General features: G+C 61.5%; 12 protein-coding genes. All 12 read right to left on the reverse strand.

Annotation, left to right across the window (positions count from 1 at the left end):
- Positions 1 to 64: 64 nt before the first annotated feature.
- The 12 genes from FH041_RS11440 to FH041_RS11495 all read right to left on the reverse strand — a co-directional run bounded on the left by FH041_RS11440 (position 65) and on the right by FH041_RS11495 (position 15,493).
- Positions 65 to 2,131 carry a glycosyltransferase family 39 protein gene (locus FH041_RS11440; RefSeq protein WP_140174616.1) on the reverse strand — a complete coding sequence of 689 codons (2,067 nt, stop codon included), beginning with the start codon at positions 2,129 to 2,131 and terminating at the stop codon, positions 65 to 67.
- A gap of 57 nt (positions 2,132 to 2,188) precedes the next feature.
- On the reverse strand, positions 2,189 to 2,527 hold the full coding sequence (locus FH041_RS11445) for an EamA family transporter (protein WP_023536240.1): 339 nt from the start codon (positions 2,525 to 2,527) through the stop codon (positions 2,189 to 2,191).
- Complete coding sequence (locus tag FH041_RS11450) at positions 2,524 to 3,567, reverse strand: glycosyltransferase family 2 protein (protein WP_080992900.1); 1,044 nt, start codon at positions 3,565 to 3,567, stop codon at positions 2,524 to 2,526. The genes FH041_RS11445 and FH041_RS11450 overlap by 4 nt, the downstream gene beginning before the upstream one ends.
- Before the next feature lie 67 nt (positions 3,568 to 3,634).
- Entirely contained in the window at positions 3,635 to 4,024 is a 390-nt protein-coding gene (locus tag FH041_RS11455; protein ID WP_023536239.1) for a GtrA family protein, read from the reverse strand.
- A complete protein-coding gene (locus FH041_RS11460; RefSeq protein ID WP_033736971.1) occupies positions 4,021 to 4,971 on the reverse strand; it encodes a glycosyltransferase family 2 protein in 951 nt (316 codons plus the stop codon). The genes FH041_RS11455 and FH041_RS11460 overlap by 4 nt, the downstream gene beginning before the upstream one ends.
- Positions 4,971 to 6,560, reverse strand: coding sequence for a DUF6311 domain-containing protein (locus tag FH041_RS11465; RefSeq protein WP_225806675.1), 1,590 nt, complete (start codon positions 6,558 to 6,560; stop codon positions 4,971 to 4,973). The genes FH041_RS11460 and FH041_RS11465 overlap by 1 nt, the downstream gene beginning before the upstream one ends.
- An 81-nt stretch (positions 6,561 to 6,641) precedes the next feature.
- Positions 6,642 to 9,167 carry a glycosyltransferase family 1 protein gene (locus FH041_RS11470; protein WP_104925911.1) on the reverse strand — a complete coding sequence of 842 codons (2,526 nt, stop codon included), beginning with the start codon at positions 9,165 to 9,167 and terminating at the stop codon, positions 6,642 to 6,644.
- A complete protein-coding gene (locus tag FH041_RS11475) occupies positions 9,167 to 10,555 on the reverse strand; it encodes a methyltransferase domain-containing protein (protein WP_140174618.1) in 1,389 nt (462 codons plus the stop codon). The genes FH041_RS11470 and FH041_RS11475 overlap by 1 nt, the downstream gene beginning before the upstream one ends.
- Positions 10,548 to 11,768 (reverse strand): ABC transporter ATP-binding protein, encoded by a 1,221-nt coding sequence (locus tag FH041_RS11480; protein ID WP_140174620.1) that lies wholly within the window; start codon positions 11,766 to 11,768, stop codon positions 10,548 to 10,550. The genes FH041_RS11475 and FH041_RS11480 overlap by 8 nt, the downstream gene beginning before the upstream one ends.
- Positions 11,765 to 12,559 carry an ABC transporter permease gene (locus tag FH041_RS11485; protein ID WP_027914255.1) on the reverse strand — a complete coding sequence of 265 codons (795 nt, stop codon included), beginning with the start codon at positions 12,557 to 12,559 and terminating at the stop codon, positions 11,765 to 11,767. The genes FH041_RS11480 and FH041_RS11485 overlap by 4 nt, the downstream gene beginning before the upstream one ends.
- A 2-nt stretch (positions 12,560 to 12,561) precedes the next feature.
- Entirely contained in the window at positions 12,562 to 13,923 is a 1,362-nt protein-coding gene (locus FH041_RS11490; protein ID WP_027914254.1) for a phosphomannomutase/phosphoglucomutase, read from the reverse strand.
- Between the two features lie 127 nt (positions 13,924 to 14,050).
- A complete protein-coding gene (locus tag FH041_RS11495; RefSeq protein WP_027914253.1) occupies positions 14,051 to 15,493 on the reverse strand; it encodes a mannose-1-phosphate guanylyltransferase/mannose-6-phosphate isomerase in 1,443 nt (480 codons plus the stop codon).
- Between the last annotated feature and the right edge of the window lie 67 nt (positions 15,494 to 15,560).

Below are 15,560 nucleotides of genomic sequence, written 5' to 3' on the forward strand. Positions count from 1 at the left end.
GTGCTCACTGCCCTGCCCTGACGGTACCTATCGATTCAAGCGCATAGGTACCGTCACAGCACTGCTATTTGTCTTCCCGAATCACAATCTGCCGAAGCCCAATCCCCAACATGCGCTTGTCGCCACTGATACCCAGCTGCTCGGGCGAAGTGGCCTGGGGTACCTTGATGGTCAGCTTGCTGACTTCATCGGGGTTGTCGATCTTCAAGCTATACGGTTCCACTTCACCGCTCAGCTTCAGCGGATAGCGGCGATCATCTACCTTCACTTCAAAGGTGCGGCCCTGGTTGGGGCCAAACGCCTTGGCGTTGATTTCCAGCGTGAAGGTTTTGGGCAGCGGCCGTGAGAACTGCAACGTCACGGTGTCACCTTCGGACCAGGCGCCCCAGCTTTCGGCATGGGACAGGCCGCGCAACGTGTCTACCGACTCGGTGTGGATGTTTGAGCGGAAATCGAGCAGCAGCGGGTTGTCCTTGGGCAGCTTTCTGGCCAACGAGAAGCCATTGAGCTTGAGGACCTTGAAGTCGCCTTTGGCAAACTCGACATCCCCTACTACCAGGATCCATCTCTTGTCAGCCGGCGACTGGTCGGCGGTGTAGATTTCGCCTGGCTTATACGACAAGTCCGGGCCTGCGTTCAAATCTTCCACCCAGTACAGTGCCCGCAGAATCGAGGCCGGGTTATCCCCTACCACCAGCAGATGTGGACGCTCGCTGACGGGCAGGTATTGACGCGCGAACATACCGGCCTTGTCATACACGTCTGCATGCCTGCGTTCGAGCAGCGACATGCTGGCGTATACCGTACTGACCAGAATGGAAAGCGGCAGGAAGACGAATACGAACAGCTGCAAGCCCTTGCGCGGTTTTGCACACCACAGCATCAAGCTGATCAGCGAGAGCCCTGCGAGTACGAAGAAAGCCCGATTGCCAGCGGTAAAGCCGCGCAGCTCAGGGTTATCGATAAAGCTCAGGGTAAACGGGTACATGCGCGTGATGCCGGCATACACCACAGCGCCCATCACCACGATCGCCACGCCCCAGCGCACGTAACGGTGCGCCGTGAGCCTGGCCCCCGCCAGTTCAGCACCGGCGGCGATGAACAGCAACGGGAACAGGAAGTCGTAGTAGCGCATGTGCAGGCGCAACGCGGTTTCGACGGCGTTGGTGCCGGCCACGGATGCCGAGAACAACGCCACCACGGCGATCAGGTTCAGCAGCAGGAACAGGGTGAAGAAGGCAAACTTCCCGTCCTCGCCGATGGCGCGAGTTCGCAATGTGGCGATGCTGGTGGTGATGATGATCGCCAAGGCGCAGCCGAACATCACGGCATTGCCCAGCAGGTGCCCGGCCGCAATGGTCGGCGCCGCTTTAAGGATGGCCAGGTACCGGTCGAGGCTGGAGGCGCTGGACTCAAGGGTGGTGGCGTAGAAGTTGCCGAACAGCGTCAGGCCTGCCTTGCCGGCGACCAGGTAGCTGAAGCCAAATTTGGTCAGCAACATGACGCCGACGAACACAGCGGCGTTTTTTACCGCCGTCACGAACCAGCGGTCCTGGTCTTTGTAGGCAAAGTAGGCAATGCACAGGCAGAAGGCTGGGATGACGAACAGCGCATGCGGCTTGACCAGGGACGAACACCCCATCAGCACGCCGAGCAGCGCCCAGCGTTGCCAAGGCGCGTTCGAGGCCAGGGTCAGAAAGTACCAGGCGCTGATCCAGAACGTCAGGTAGAACAACGCTTCAGGCATAAAGTACGTGGTGTAACCGTTGATCGGCCCGAGCATGCTCAGGGCCACGATCAACACCGACACCCGCGCACTGCAATACCGGCGTGCCACCATGAAGATGAACGGCGAGGCCAGCACGAAGAACAGGGCATTGAGCAGCTTGGTACAACCCACGAACCCGTCGCCACACATCAACGTGGACTTGTAGATGCTCAGGTACAGGTAGTTGGGTATCGATGCGCTCGACAGCGGCAGCACGCGTGCCATCGAGCTGTAGGTGTATTCATCCCCGAAGACGGTTGGGTAGATACCGCTTGAACGCATCATCAGCAGCACGAAGGCCAGTGCCATGATTGCCGCGACTGCCACGGTCGCGTTCAGCTGCGACCTTTCTATCAACTTCATACTGCCCTATCCCTTCTACTGCTCTTCATTTCCACAACCTGCTGCATGTGCGCCCGATCAGGACTTAACGGCCAGTACGATGCCGAACATGATGAATGCGACGCCGATGAAGTACTGGACCTGGAACCGCTCACCCAAGATGAAGTGGCTGCCGATGGGCACCAGCACGAAGGCCAACGCCATCAGCGGGTAGGCTTTGCCCAGTTCGATCTTTTGCAGCACCCACACCCAGGCGATGGTGGTCACACCGTACAGTGCGAACGCAGAGCCCAGAATCATCAGGGTCTTGAGGTCGAAGATGGTGCCGGCGCGCTGCAGCGCACTGGCGCTGAGCTTGAACATGATCTGGCCGGTCGCGATACCCACGACGCATAGAATTGCAATGGCATACATCATGGGCGCTTACCTGCCTTGAACTTGGACTTCAACCGCGATAGGTGGAACGGCCTTCTGGGGACCGAGGCGATGTCCTGCCCCAAGAACGCCAGGATCAGTTGGATACCCAGAAATATCGGCAAGGCAGACAGCATCACGGTGCCGGCAGAGTTGGCGACGCCGGTATAGATGGACGAAGCCCAGTGAGACAGGCCGAAGACCAGACCCCATATCAGCAACAGCAGGCCAGCCGGCAGTTCCAGGGACGCCAGCGACATGTCGCGCAGGTAGTAGTTGTAGAAGATCCGCTTGCCGAAGTTGCGCACGTGCTTGGCCAGGAACTCGCCCACGATCTTGGAAATCTTCAGGTTGCTGACTTCATCGCCGTACTTGGCGTCCATGGGCACATCCACCACCACCGCGCGCAGGGTATTGAGCCGGAACAGGATGTCAGTCTCGAAGAAGTAGCGACGGCTGATCTTGGCGAATGGCAGGTGGCGGGCGACGTCACGGTGGATGGCCGTGTAGCCATTGGTGGGGTCGAACAGGTCCCAGTAACCGGACGAGAACTTGGTCATGAAGGACAGGACAGCGTTGCCGAACAGGCGAATCTTTGGCATTGCCCGGATTTCTTCCAGGTCGTAGAACCGGTTGCCCTTGGTGTAGTCGGCCGTGCCCTCAAGAATGGGCGTGACGAAGTTCATCAGCAGGCCTGGGTCCATCTGGCCATCCCCGTCGATCTTGACGATGATGTCCATGCCGTCCTGGATAGCCGCCTGGTAGCCAGTCATGACCGCACCGCCCACGCCCTGGTTTTCCGGGTTGCGCAGCACCACTACACGCGGGTCGGTGGCGTGTTCCTCGACATAACGGCCGGAGCCTTCCGGGCAGCAATCATCGACTACGTAGATGCGCTCGACTTCCGGGCCAATATCGGCAATGACGCCCAGGATATGCGCGGTCACTTTGTAGGAAGGGATCACCACCGCAATGCTGGTCGCGCGATCTTCGCAAGGTTGTACGCTGCCAGGCGAAAGGTGTTCTTGCTGGCCAATTGTCATAGTTTGAGTCCTGTTACGTATTCCAAAAAATAGTCATTGCGGTGGGCGTGGCGGCAGGGTGGCGTTTTCATGACTTGGCCGGGGCGAATGCCCAGAGCTTCATCACCATGAAGTTGAGCACCGGCACGATGAAGACCACCATCACCAGGCCCACGCCATAGTGCCAACCCATGTATTCGACCCACGAGGTGATGAGCAGCGTCAGGCCCAGCGACACCAGTGAGACCAGCAAGAAGCGCCGGTATCCCAGCCAACTCATCGGCACACGGAAGGTGAACCGGCTGTTGATGCAGTAGGACATCAGGTTGGCCACGATGAATGCACACGCGTTGGCCACGGCTGCCGGCGGCGCCAGGGTTTCCATCAGCAAAATCACCACGCCGGCATGCACCGCCGTGTTGGCCACGCCGACCAAGGCAAAACGCAGAAACTGGTAGTACTTGCCCGGAATGATCATCGGTCGGTCTTGACCACTTCGCGCACGATGTACACGGGCCGGCGCTTGGATTCGACGAAGATCCGCCCGACATACTCCCCAAGCACCCCTATGCCGATCAGCTGCACGCCGCTGGCGAACAGGATGGTGATCATCAACGAGGCATAGCCGGGCGTATCGGCGCCAAAGCACAGGGTCTTGATCAGCAGGTAAACCGCATACACAAAGGCCATGGCCGATACCGCACAGCCCAGGTAAGTCCATATGCGCAGGGGGGCCGAGCTGTAGCTGGTGATGCCTTCGATGGCAAAATTCCAGAGTTTCCAGGTGTTGAAGCTGGTCTTGCCGGTGCTGCGTGGCGCCACCTGGTATTCGATGGTGGCGGTGCGAAAACCTACCCAGGCAAACAGCCCCTTCATGAAGCGACGGTTTTCAGGAAGCCTTTTTAGCGCCTCGACGACCTTGCGGTCCATCAAGCGAAAATCGCCCACGTCCGCAGGTATGTGGATGTCCGAGATGGAGTTGTGCAGTTTGTAGAACCCGTTGGCGGTGAACTTCTGCACCGCATGGTCGGTGCGCCGATCCACACGCTTGGCCAGCACCACTTCGGCGCCCTCCTCCCATTTGGCAACGAGCTCCAGCACCACTTCGGGGGGATGCTGAAGGTCGGAGTCGATGGGCACGACTGCATCGCCGGTCGCAAAGTCCAGGCCAGCTGAAAGCGCGGCTTCTTTCCCAAAGTTGCGTGACAGGTCAACGACCGTTACGTACGGGTAAGCCGCCTGGGCCTTGAGCAGTTCTTCGTAGGTCTGGTCCCTGCTGCCGTCATTGATCGCGATGACCTCGAAGTCATAGCGATCGGCCAACGCCTTTGACAGGGCGTCCACACGCTCGAAGAACGCGCAAACACCGCGTTCTTCGTTGTAGAACGGTGAGATCAGCGACAACAAGCGCCTGGGCTGGCTCATCAGTGGCGCTCCTTGTCCACATCAAACTTGCACACATGGGCGTAATCGAGTTCGGTGCACTGGGGCTGATGGTCGGCTGGGAACAGCGCCAGCGCCTGGCCCACTTCAGGGAAATCGCCCTTGACGAATACATACAGGGAGTGGCGCGCATCGGAGCCTGCAATTTCGGCCTGGGTGCTTTCCACTGCACAGTTGGAGTTGGCGCGTGCCACGTAACCGGTGTTGATCTTGAGCCCGTGCTCGACGGCATACCGCATGGTCGGCATCAGCGTACTGAGGATCATGTCCGAGCGCCCGCAGCGGAACTTGGGGAAGAAATACAGATACTGAATGCCATCGGCTATCTGGGCGTCCCACGCAGCCTGGGTCAGGATTGGTGTTGCCGGGCGCTTGGCGCCATCGATCAAGCGGTGGCGCTGGATGGACATGTCCGCCACCTGCACCACGATCAACACCAACATCGCCAGCGCGAAAACGCGTTTGGGCAGCCTGCGGTACAGCAATACGATGGCCGCGATGGTCAGCGCATACCCTACAGGCCAGAAGAACCGGCCAGAGGCCCGGAACTGCGTAGTGATGGCCTCCATGAACGCGGGGTAATGCAGCACCAGCACCTGGTGGGTGCCCCAATAGATGCTGTCGGAAAGTGCATACAGGGTGAGCCCAAGCATCACCAGCACCAGCGGCCAGTTGTGCGCCGCCCACCTCACTGCCCTGCGCCCGCCCAGTACCAGGCCGGCCAGCAACCCCAGCAAGACACCCAGGCCCAGGTAATTGAAGCCTTCGTATTGCCCCGGCATTTCGGCGTTTTCGATGGGGAAGAACGTACCCCCTGAAAACGGTGCCAGCAGGTTCATGGAAAACGTGCCGAAACCGGTTTCCTTGGCCACGTTCGTGGAGTCCATGGGGAACACGGTCACCCATAGGCTGGCGCCGATGATCAGGAACGGCAACAACGCCCGAGGCACGTCCACCCAGCGGTAGTGCCGTGGCTTGGCCAGCCAGTTGGCGACATAAATGGCGCTCGCCATCACGCACAGGTAGATGTTGATGTAGAAGCCGGCCACCAACAATGCTGTCCAGCCTGCCACGGGCACCTGCCCCAGGCGCTGCCCACGCAAGTAGAGCGCGATGGCTGCCAGCAGGATCCAGTGCGTCATCAGCGAGATATGGGTCACACGCGCTGTAAAGGCCGGGAAGATCAGCAGGCACACCACCAGCGCCACCAGTGCCAGCCAGGACTTGACCTCAAGCTCGCGCAGTATCCACCAGCCACACACGGCCTGGCCCAGGAATGCTAGGCCCACCCACACGCCGTAGGGGTTGAACGGTGCGTATGACGCGGGCACCACCAGTTTCAGGATAAGCGCATACAGCGGAATGGTGTCCATGAACGTCGCGCGCGTGCCCTGCGGGTAATTGATGCTGTCGAATGCCAGCAGCGGATACCCGAAAGGCGCACTGAAGAACGCGTGGAAGCCAGAGATGTATTGCGTAACGTCGTCGACTTCCGACTGCCAGTACGACGATGTACCGGCGATGAACCCCGAAGGAAAATGATGCCACACGAACCAGACGGCGATAGCCAACGCTAACGCCAGGCCCGTCCTCCCCGTGGAACCCAACCTTGAACTCATTGCAAACGCCCCAGTGTGTGTTTTATAGGCGCGTTAGAACGCGCACTTATCGATTGCAGCCACCAGCTGTTGTGCGCTGGCTTTCCATGTCAACCATGGCATTTCGGTGGATTGAGGGTGTTCGCCCTTTTCGAACAACCCCAGCCATTGCTTGATCTTCTCGGCAATTTCTTCTGTGTGCGTGCCTTCGAAGTACCAGGCGTGATCACCGGCCACTTCCCTGAATACCGCAAGGTCGCGGGCGATGATTGGCAGTTTGTGCTGCGCGGCCTCGATCAGCGGCAAGCCGAAGCCTTCACCGTAGGAGCCGGCCACCAGGCAGTCGGACTCCTGGTACAGGTGCTCCAGGTATTCGTCGCTGGCACCGGAGAGCCACAACAGCCGCTTGCCGCGCTCGGCGTGGTTCTCGAGCTTGCGCGCCAGCTCATCGACCAGCCAGCCATGCTTGCCCACGATCACGAGATTGGCTTGTACGCCATCGGCCCATAGCTGTTCAAACGCCTCTAGCGTTTGTGCATGCCCTTTACGGGGTTCCAGCGTACCTACCATCAGGAAGGTAGGGTTGTCTTCCAGCGCCTCCAGGCGCATGGCCGGGTCTTCCGGGAAGCCCAGCGATGGCACGGACTGGTCAAGGTCGGCGCCCAGGTGGAAGGCGCCAATGTGGAACGGGCGCTTGCGTGCAGGCATGTGCTCCAGGTACCAGTCATTGAGCTCATCAGCCACGGCTTGGGAAATGCAGATGGCGCCGTCGTATTCAGCCACCGTCCGTATCCATTTCGCATAGTGTTCGTGCAGGCTTTCGACGAAACAGTGCGGCAGTTGCAGGATCAGCAAGTCGTAGACCACGAACAGGATGCTGACGCCGTGGTCACGCATGGCGTTGAAGTAGGCCTTCTTGTGCGGCAGCACATCCATCAACAGGTCCAGGCCCAGGTACACGTCGCCAGCACGGTAGCTGATGACTTCGTCCTGCAAGGCTTCGTTCGGCTCCTGGCCCAGGAACTTGGCGGTGAACGCCGACGCTTCACGGTAGTACGGCTCTGCAGGCGTGGTGTACACCGGTACGACCTTGTAGGTCGAAGGCGGATTGACCAGCCATTCCAGCAGAATGCTGCGCACCACGCGCTGGATGCCGCTCTTGCCGTCGTGCTTGCACAGCTCCGAAATGTCGACGAACAGGCTTGGTACATCCGTAGGCGGTTGCACGGAGTAATCAACGGCCTTGGCCAGGCGCTCGACGCTGACCTCACCGCTTTGCAGCGGCGCACTGGCACTGAGGGTTTCGATCAACTGCTGCAGGTGGTCACGCGGCTGCTCGATGTGCGCCTGGTCGGCCTGGCGCTGGGCCAAGGCGTGTTCGAAGGCCTCGAGGGCGGCCTGCCCTGTACGGTCCCACGAGAAATGCTCGGCGCGGTCTGCCCCGTGAACGGCCAGGGCCTTGCGGAAGGCGTCGTCCAGCAGGGCTTGCTCGAGCTTGCTGGCAATCGCCGCTGGATCGTGTGGGTCGAAGGTTGCCTCATCCCAGCCAATGACCTCCGGTACGCTGGAGGCGTTGGCACCGATCACGGGCGCGCCACATTTCATGGCCTCCAGCGGCGGCAGCCCGAAGCCTTCGTGCCAGGACGGGAATACGTAGAGCTCGCAGATGCTGTACAGGCTGCGCAGCTCGGCATCGCTGACGAAACCGGTGAATGCCAGGTCGTCCGGGGCCAGCCCCTGGTCACGGGCATGCTGACGGTACAGGTCCACGTGGTATTGCGGCATCTTGCCGGCGAATACCAGTTGGGTCTCACCCAGCTTGGGTTTGACGGCTGCGAAGGCCTCAATCAGGCGAGGCAGGTTCTTGCGCTCGTCGGCGCCACCGGTGTACAGCACGAACGGTTCGCGCAGGCCGAATTTCTCAAGCAGCGCCAGACGCTCTTCGTGGGCGAGCGTGACCGGGTAGAACACGTCATCGGCAGCGGTGGATACGTTGACGACTTTCGCCTCATCCAGCGGCAGTAGGGAGAGTGCTTCCTGACGCGCGAAGTCCGAGATCGACAGCAGCAGATCGTACTGCTGGAATGCGCCGACCTTGGCCAGGTAGTGGCTTTTGTAGGCCGGGTTGCCGTCGAGGTACTGCTTGGGGCTTACCAGCGGGATCAGGTCATAGAGCGTGGCGCTGACCAGCGCATCATGGTGCAGCGTGGCACTGCCGATCACCGCGTCATCGATGTAGCCTTCCACCGAGCTGGTCACGTGGATCACGTCCGGCTCGAGCGCGTCGATGCAGGCCTGGCGCATGTGTTCGGCCGTCTGGCGACGCGCCAGGTTGTTCGGGTGGCTGTCGGCAACGGGGCCTTCGGCGTACCACACGCGGATATGGCTCTGAGGCAACAAGCCGATGAACGCGGTGCGGATGGGCTCGATGCTCTCGTGCAGCATGCCGTTGAGCACAAGATAGACTTCGTGTTCGCCGCGGTTGCGCACGATGCTCTGGGCAAACGCCATGCTGTACCGACCAATCCCTCTGAAACGGCTTTCGGTCTGCGCGCCCTGCATGTCAATTACGATACGCATTACTTCTGGCCCTTCGTCACGGCAGCACGGAGCGCGCTTTCGATCTGGCGCCCCCGTGGGGTCAATGGAGCATGGTCGATCAAACCGTGCTGTGGGTCGTTGGCCTCTACAGGCACTGCAGGCGCTGGCACCTTCAACAGGTCACGCAACACGCCAGTAAGCCAGGGGCTGCGTTGAACCAGGGCCCTGACCTTGCGCTCGACGGCAGGGCGACGCGCCAGCCACAGCCGTGCGTGGGGCGCGACGCGGCGCAGGGTGTGCTTGGCGGTTGTTGCGGCGCTGCGAGGGTGCTTGACCAGGTGGCCCAGCTTGCGCACGGGCGTGGTCGCGCGCCACACGGTGCTGCTCTGGAATGTGGTCAACTGCTGTTCGAGCGCGGTGGCGCGCAGGTACCAGTGGTGGGCGTTGCTCAGCGAGGTGTTCATCTCGAGTTGCAGCCGTTCGGCCTGCTCGCGTGCCTGGGCCAGTGCGTGCTGGGCATGCTCGCGCTCGTTGTCCAGTTGGGCTTGCAAGCGTTCGCGCTCTTGCGCAAACCCTGCCTCTAGCAATTGCACGCGCTCGGCTTGTTCGGCTTTCAGGGAGCCGAGCAGGTCATGTACTTCGGTTGCCATCTGATTCTCTAGGGTATTCAACCGGCCCTCCAGGGCCTGGTCATAACGCGAGGCCAATTCGTCCAGCGCTACGCCATACACCTGCTCGAACGGTGCGTCGAACGCGGCCAGTACGTCGGCAGGTGCCTGCTTCTGCGCCACCACGGCGTAATCCGGGCTGGTGCCGGCCAACACGTCCATCACGCCAAGCTTGCGCTCCGGCTCGCGCAGGTCCGGCGCTTCTTGCAGGCGCAGGACCTTGGAGCGGGCAAAGCCCTTGAACTCGGTCAAGAACGACAGCAGCAGGCTGGGGATCGGGCGGTCATGGGTGGGGTCGACGAAGAAATTGTTGGTGCCGACCACCACGTTTTCAGCGTTGGGCGTTTCCAGGATCAGCAAGCCGCCGGGTTGCAGCACCCGCATGGCTTCGCCAACCATTTCTTCCAGCACGGTAAAGGGAATGTGCTCGGCAATGTGAAAGCCGGTGACGGCGATCAGGCTGGCATCGGGCAACTGGCGCAGCGCGTTGAGCGCATCGTCGGTGCGCACCGGCAGGCCCAGTTCGCGGCAGGCTTCGAGCATGCCTTCGTCCAGGTCCACACCGCTGGCGTCATAGCCTTCACGAATCAGCATTTCCAGCCACTCGCCACGGCCGCAGCCTACGTCCAGCACGCCCGCCTGGGGGTACAGGTCTTTGAGCGGCGCCAGAAACGGCAGGTAGACTTCGAGGCGGCTGGCGATCAGCGCCCGCGAGCCGCGATGGCGGTCTTCGAACGCCCGGTAGAATCGACTATCCATTACTGCACTCCACGGTCGGAGGTATCCAGGCAAGGCCTACGAACGTACTTTCCGAAACGTTGACGACGTTGAACACCAAGGCCAGGTCGCGCCACTCGTAGTTGTCCACCACGTGGGCATCGGCCGCATGCAGCGCGACGGCGACGGAATAAGAACCCACGCCCAGCTTGGCGGGGAAGCGGAAACGGTACGACAGCTGCGTGCCCTGGGCGAGGTCCTTGCGGGCACACCCCAGGTGATGGGTGTTGGTGCCGTATACGTCCTGGCCCAGGCGGTCCTTGATCACATAGCCCACCACCAGTTCGGGCAACGGGGCGTTGATGGCCACGTCCACGGTCAGGCAGACGTCCTCGCCCACGGTCACGTATTCGGCGGCAGCGCCCTGGGCGTTGAGCAGCGAGACACCTGCGATGCTGGCCTTGCCACTGCCCGAGCGGGTTTGCACTGCGCCGTTCTCGAGGGTTTGCACTTCGACGGTGGCGTTTTCTTTCTGGGCGATCAGGGCGTTGTAGTAATCCATCACCTCTTCAGGTGGCCCGTCCTTGATGACGGTGCCGCCGTCCAGCAGGATCGCCCGGTTGCACAGGGCCTGAATGGCGGCGCGGTCGTGGGACACGATCAGCAGCGTGGTGCCAGCCTGCTGGAATTCCTTGATGCGGCCAAAGCTCTTGTGCTGGAAGTAGCTGTCACCCACCGACAAGGCTTCGTCGATGATCAGGATTTCGGGGCGGAATGCCGTGGCGACGGCAAAGGCCACACGCATCTGCATACCGCTGGAATAAGTGCGCACGGTCTGGTCGAAGTACTCGCCAATTTCGGCGAACGCCTCGATGTCGTCGATCACGCCGTCGATCTGGTCGGTGGTAAAGCCCATCAGGCCGGCGGCGTGGTAGGCATTCTGACGCCCGCTCAACTCGGCGTTGAAGCCCATGCCCAGCTCGAGGATGGCGGCGATGCGGCCGTTGACGCGCACGGTGCCTTCGCTGGGTTGCAGGGTGCCGGTGATCATTTTCAGCAGCGTGGACTTGCCCGCGCCGTTCTGCCCCACCAGGCCGATGGCTTCACCGGCCTCGATATTGAAGCTGATGTGCTTGAGCACCCAATGCTCGCTGCTGGCCTTGACCGGCAAATAGCACCAGCGCGCGATGCGCTGCCATTCGGAGCGGTAGCTGCGGTAGGCCTTGCCTACGTTGCTGACGGACAGAAGTGTCATAGCGAGTCCACCATTTCGGCAGAAGCCCTGCGGAACAGGAACAGCCCCAGTACCATCAGGCCCAGGGCAATGGCGACCGTGACGCCCAGTTCGGCGATGTTCGGCGCAAGCTTGTAGACCAACGCGTTGTGATAGCCGGTGACGATGGCATACATCGGGTTGATGTCCAGGGTGCCCTTGAGGTAGTCGGGCACGATGTTGACCGAGTACACGATCGGCGTGAACCAGAACCATACCTGCATGATGATCGGCACCACCTGACCAATGTCACGCAAGAACACGTTCAGCACACCCAGCACCAGGCCCAGGCCGACGGCGAAGGCCACCACCACCAGGGTCAGGGGCAGCAGCCAAAGCATCTGCGCGTTGGGCGCATGGCCCAGCAAGGCGAAAATGATCATGGCGGCGATGAACAGCAACAGGTTGTTGAGCAGGCACGACCCCACCACGATCACCGGCAGCGCAATGCGCGGAAAGCGCATCTTCTTCATCAGGTTGCCCTGTTCGATGAACACCGTGAGGCAGCGCCCGACGATTTCCGCGAACAGGTTCCAGGCCAGGATGCCGGCAATCAGGTACAGCGCGTAGGCGTACTTGTTGTCGATGCCGGGCAGGCGCGCGCCCAGCACGTTGGACAGGATCAACGCGTAGATGGCCACCTGGGCCAGGGGGTGGATGATCATCCACAGGCCGCCTAGCTTGCTGCGGGCAAAGCGCGAGATGAACTCGTTCTTGATGGAGGTGAGGATGAAGCCCCGGTAATCCCAGACGCCCCGAAACATGCCTAACATAGTTATCCTTGAATCAAACGGGCGATTTGCGCGACGTGCTGCGCCACCAGCGCTTCATCACCGCGGCTTTCCACGTTCAGGCGCAGCAGGGGCTCGGTGTTGGAGCCGCGCAGGCTGAAACGCCAGTCGGCGAAGGCCACGCTGATGCCGTCGGTGCGGTCGACGCTGGGGTTTTGCGGCAGGTAGTGGTTCAGGATCTTGTCGATGGTGCCTTTCACATCGGCCACCTCGTAGTTGATCTCGCCGCTGCACGGGAACTTGGCGATACGCTCGTCCACCAGCTGGGCCAGGGTCTTGCCGGTCACGCTCATCAGCTCGGCCACCAGCAGCCACGGGATGTTGCCGCTGTCGCAGTAGGCAAAGTCGCGGAAGTAGTGGTGGGCGCTCATTTCGCCGCCGTATACGGCGTCTTCGGCGCGCATGCGCTCCTTGATGAAGGCATGGCCAGTCTTGCTCTGGATGGCCACGCCGCCGGCTGCTTCCACCTGTTCGATGGTGTTCCAGGTCAGGCGTGGGTCGTGGATGATCTTGCTGCCAGGGTGCTTGGCCAGCAGCATCTCGGCCAGCAGGCCGACCACGTAGTAGCCTTCGATGAAGCGGCCCTGGTTGTCGAAGAAGAAGCAGCGGTCGAAGTCGCCGTCGAAGGCGATGCCCATGTCGGCGCCGGTGTCGAGCACGGCCTGGCGGGTCAGGTCGCGGTTTTCCGGCAGCAGCGGGTTGGGAATGCCGTTGGGGAAGTTGCCGTCCGGCTCGCCGTTGATCAGGGTGATGTCCAGGGGCAGGCGTGCCTTGAGCAGCTCGATCACCGGGCCCACAGCGCCGTTACCGGGGTCGGCCAGCACCTTGAGCGGCTTGAGGGTGTCGAGGTTGACGTAGGTGAGCAGGTGGTCGATGTAGGCGGTCTTGTCGAACACCTCGCGCACTTGGCCGGGCTTGGCGGCAGGCTCACCCAGGCTACCAGCTTCGACGCGCTGGCGGATGTCGTTCAGGCCCGTGTCGCCGCTGATCGGGCGGGACTGCTCGCGCACCAGCTTCATGCCGTTGTAACCCTTGGGGTTATGGCTGGCGGTGATCATCACGCCGCCGTCGGCCTGGTGATGGCTGGTGGCAAAGTACACTTCTTCAGTACCGCACAGGCCGATGTCGATCACATCGGCGCCGCCTTCGGTCAGGCCTTTGATCAGCGCCAGCGACAAACCGGGGCTTTCCAGGCGCATGTCACGGCCCACCACGTAGGTGCGCCCGCCCAGCTCGGCCACCAGGGCGCGGCCAATGCGGTAGGCCACGTCATCGTTGAGGTCGGCAGGCACTTGGCCGCGGATATCGTAGGCTTTGAAACAACGGGTCTGGATGGGTGGGTACATACGTCTCACTCAATGCGGTGGCGCCAGGGGCGCCGACAGTCTGAACAGGGATAGCCGGCCACGGTGGGCGACCGAAGACCGGCCCGGTGCCTGGCCAGGCACGACGGGCCGACGGGAAAGCCTGGACTCAGGCGTCGCAACGACCGTAATTGTCCTCGAAACGCACGATGTCGTCTTCGCCGAGGTAGTCGCCGCTTTGAACTTCGATAAGCACCAGGTCGATCACGCCCGGGTTCTGCAAGCGGTGCTTGTGACCGGCGCGGATGAACGTGGATTCGTTGGTGTTGAGCATCAGCTCCTTGTCATCGTTGACCACCACGGCCATGCCGCTGACCACGATCCAGTGCTCGCTGCGGTGATGGTGCATCTGCAGGGACAGGGATGCCTTGGGCTTGACCACGATGCGCTTGATCTTGAAGCGCTCGCCGTCTTCCAGGGTGGTGTAGGTGCCCCAGGGGCGATGCACGGTGCGGTGCAGCAGGTGCGCCGAGTGGCCATCGCTTTTCAGGCGCTTGACGATGTGCTTGACGTCCTGGGCGTGGTCCTTGTGGGCGATCAGCAGGGCGTCGGGGGTGTCGACCACCAGCAGGTCCTGCACGCCAACCAAGGCCGCCAGGCGGTCTTCGGTGGTGACGTAGTTGTTGCTCGATGCATGGGCCAGCACTTCGCCTTCGAAGCGGTTGCCCGATTCGTCCGGGGCGGTCAGTTCGCTGACGGCGTTCCACGACCCGATGTCGCTCCAGCCGATGTCGCAGGGAATGGTCGCGACCTTGCGTGAGCGCTCCATCAGGGCGTAATCGATGGAGATGTCAGGCACATTGGCGAATGTGTCGGGGTCGAGCGCCATGCAGCTGTAGCCCTTGGCGGTGGTGTGGCGCGAGGCCTCCAGCGTCTGGGCCACGGCGTGCAGCACGTCCGGGGCGTGTTCCTGGAACTGCTCGATGACGGTGCCGACCTGGAAGCAGAACATGCCGGCGTTCCAGAAATAGTTGCCGGCGGCTACATAGGCTTCGGCGGTGGCGGCATCGGGCTTCTCGACGAAGCGCGCGACCTTGAGGCCACCGTCCAGCGCGCCATCGGCGGCCGCTTCGATGTAGCCGAAGCCGGTTTCGGGGTACTGGGGCTTGATGCCGAAGGTGACCAGCCAGCCTTGCTCGGCCAGGTGCACCGCGCGGTTGACGGCTTGGGAGAACGCCGCTTCGTCCTGGATCAGGTGGTCGGCAGCCAGCACCAGCATGTAGGCCTGCGGGCCATGCACCTGCTGGAGTTGCAGGGCGGCAGCGGCCACGGCGGCGGCGGTGTTGCGACCGAACGGTTCGAGAATATAGCCCTGGGGGTGGCCCTGGGTATTGATGGCGCGGTATTCGTCTTCGGTCTTGAACAGCAGTTCACGGTTGGTGACGGTCAGAACTTCTGCAACGCCGTCCAGTTTGGAGGCGCGCAGGAACGTCTTCTGAATCAGGTTTTGCCCGTCGGGCAGGGTCATGAACGGCTTGGGGTGAGCCTCACGAGAAACAGGCCACAAACGGCTGCCAACGCCACCGGAAAGAATAACCGGGATCAATTCCATATTCGGATCCTTAACAGCCAGTTGATGGTTCAATTGGCCAGCATGAGTCTTATTTCTGATCGTCGTC

Origin of the sequence: Pseudomonas sp. SWI7 (assembly GCF_006351945.1) — a bacterium.
Classification (GTDB): Bacteria; Pseudomonadota; Gammaproteobacteria; order Pseudomonadales; family Pseudomonadaceae; genus Aquipseudomonas; species Aquipseudomonas fulva.

What these genes read in the sequence shown, in the direction of transcription:
- FH041_RS11495 (WP_027914253.1), bottom strand. Translation starts at nt 15,493, where the DNA reads ATGGAATTGATCCCGGTTATTCTTTCCGGTGGCGTTGGCAGCCGTTTG.
- FH041_RS11475 (WP_140174618.1), bottom strand. Translation starts at nt 10,555, where the DNA reads ATGGATAGTCGATTCTACCGGGCGTTCGAAGACCGCCATCGCGGCTCG.
- FH041_RS11440 (WP_140174616.1), bottom strand. Translation starts at nt 2,131, where the DNA reads ATGAAGTTGATAGAAAGGTCGCAGCTGAACGCGACCGTGGCAGTCGCG.
- FH041_RS11460 (WP_033736971.1), bottom strand. Translation starts at nt 4,971, where the DNA reads ATGAGCCAGCCCAGGCGCTTGTTGTCGCTGATCTCACCGTTCTACAAC.
- FH041_RS11490 (WP_027914254.1), bottom strand. Translation starts at nt 13,923, where the DNA reads ATGTACCCACCCATCCAGACCCGTTGTTTCAAAGCCTACGATATCCGC.
- FH041_RS11445 (WP_023536240.1), bottom strand. Translation starts at nt 2,527, where the DNA reads ATGATGTATGCCATTGCAATTCTATGCGTCGTGGGTATCGCGACCGGC.
- FH041_RS11470 (WP_104925911.1), bottom strand. Translation starts at nt 9,167, where the DNA reads ATGCGTATCGTAATTGACATGCAGGGCGCGCAGACCGAAAGCCGTTTC.
- FH041_RS11485 (WP_027914255.1), bottom strand. Translation starts at nt 12,559, where the DNA reads ATGTTAGGCATGTTTCGGGGCGTCTGGGATTACCGGGGCTTCATCCTC.
- FH041_RS11450 (WP_080992900.1), bottom strand. Translation starts at nt 3,567, where the DNA reads ATGACAATTGGCCAGCAAGAACACCTTTCGCCTGGCAGCGTACAACCT.
- FH041_RS11480 (WP_140174620.1), bottom strand. Translation starts at nt 11,768, where the DNA reads ATGACACTTCTGTCCGTCAGCAACGTAGGCAAGGCCTACCGCAGCTAC.
- FH041_RS11455 (WP_023536239.1), bottom strand. Translation starts at nt 4,024, where the DNA reads ATGATCATTCCGGGCAAGTACTACCAGTTTCTGCGTTTTGCCTTGGTC.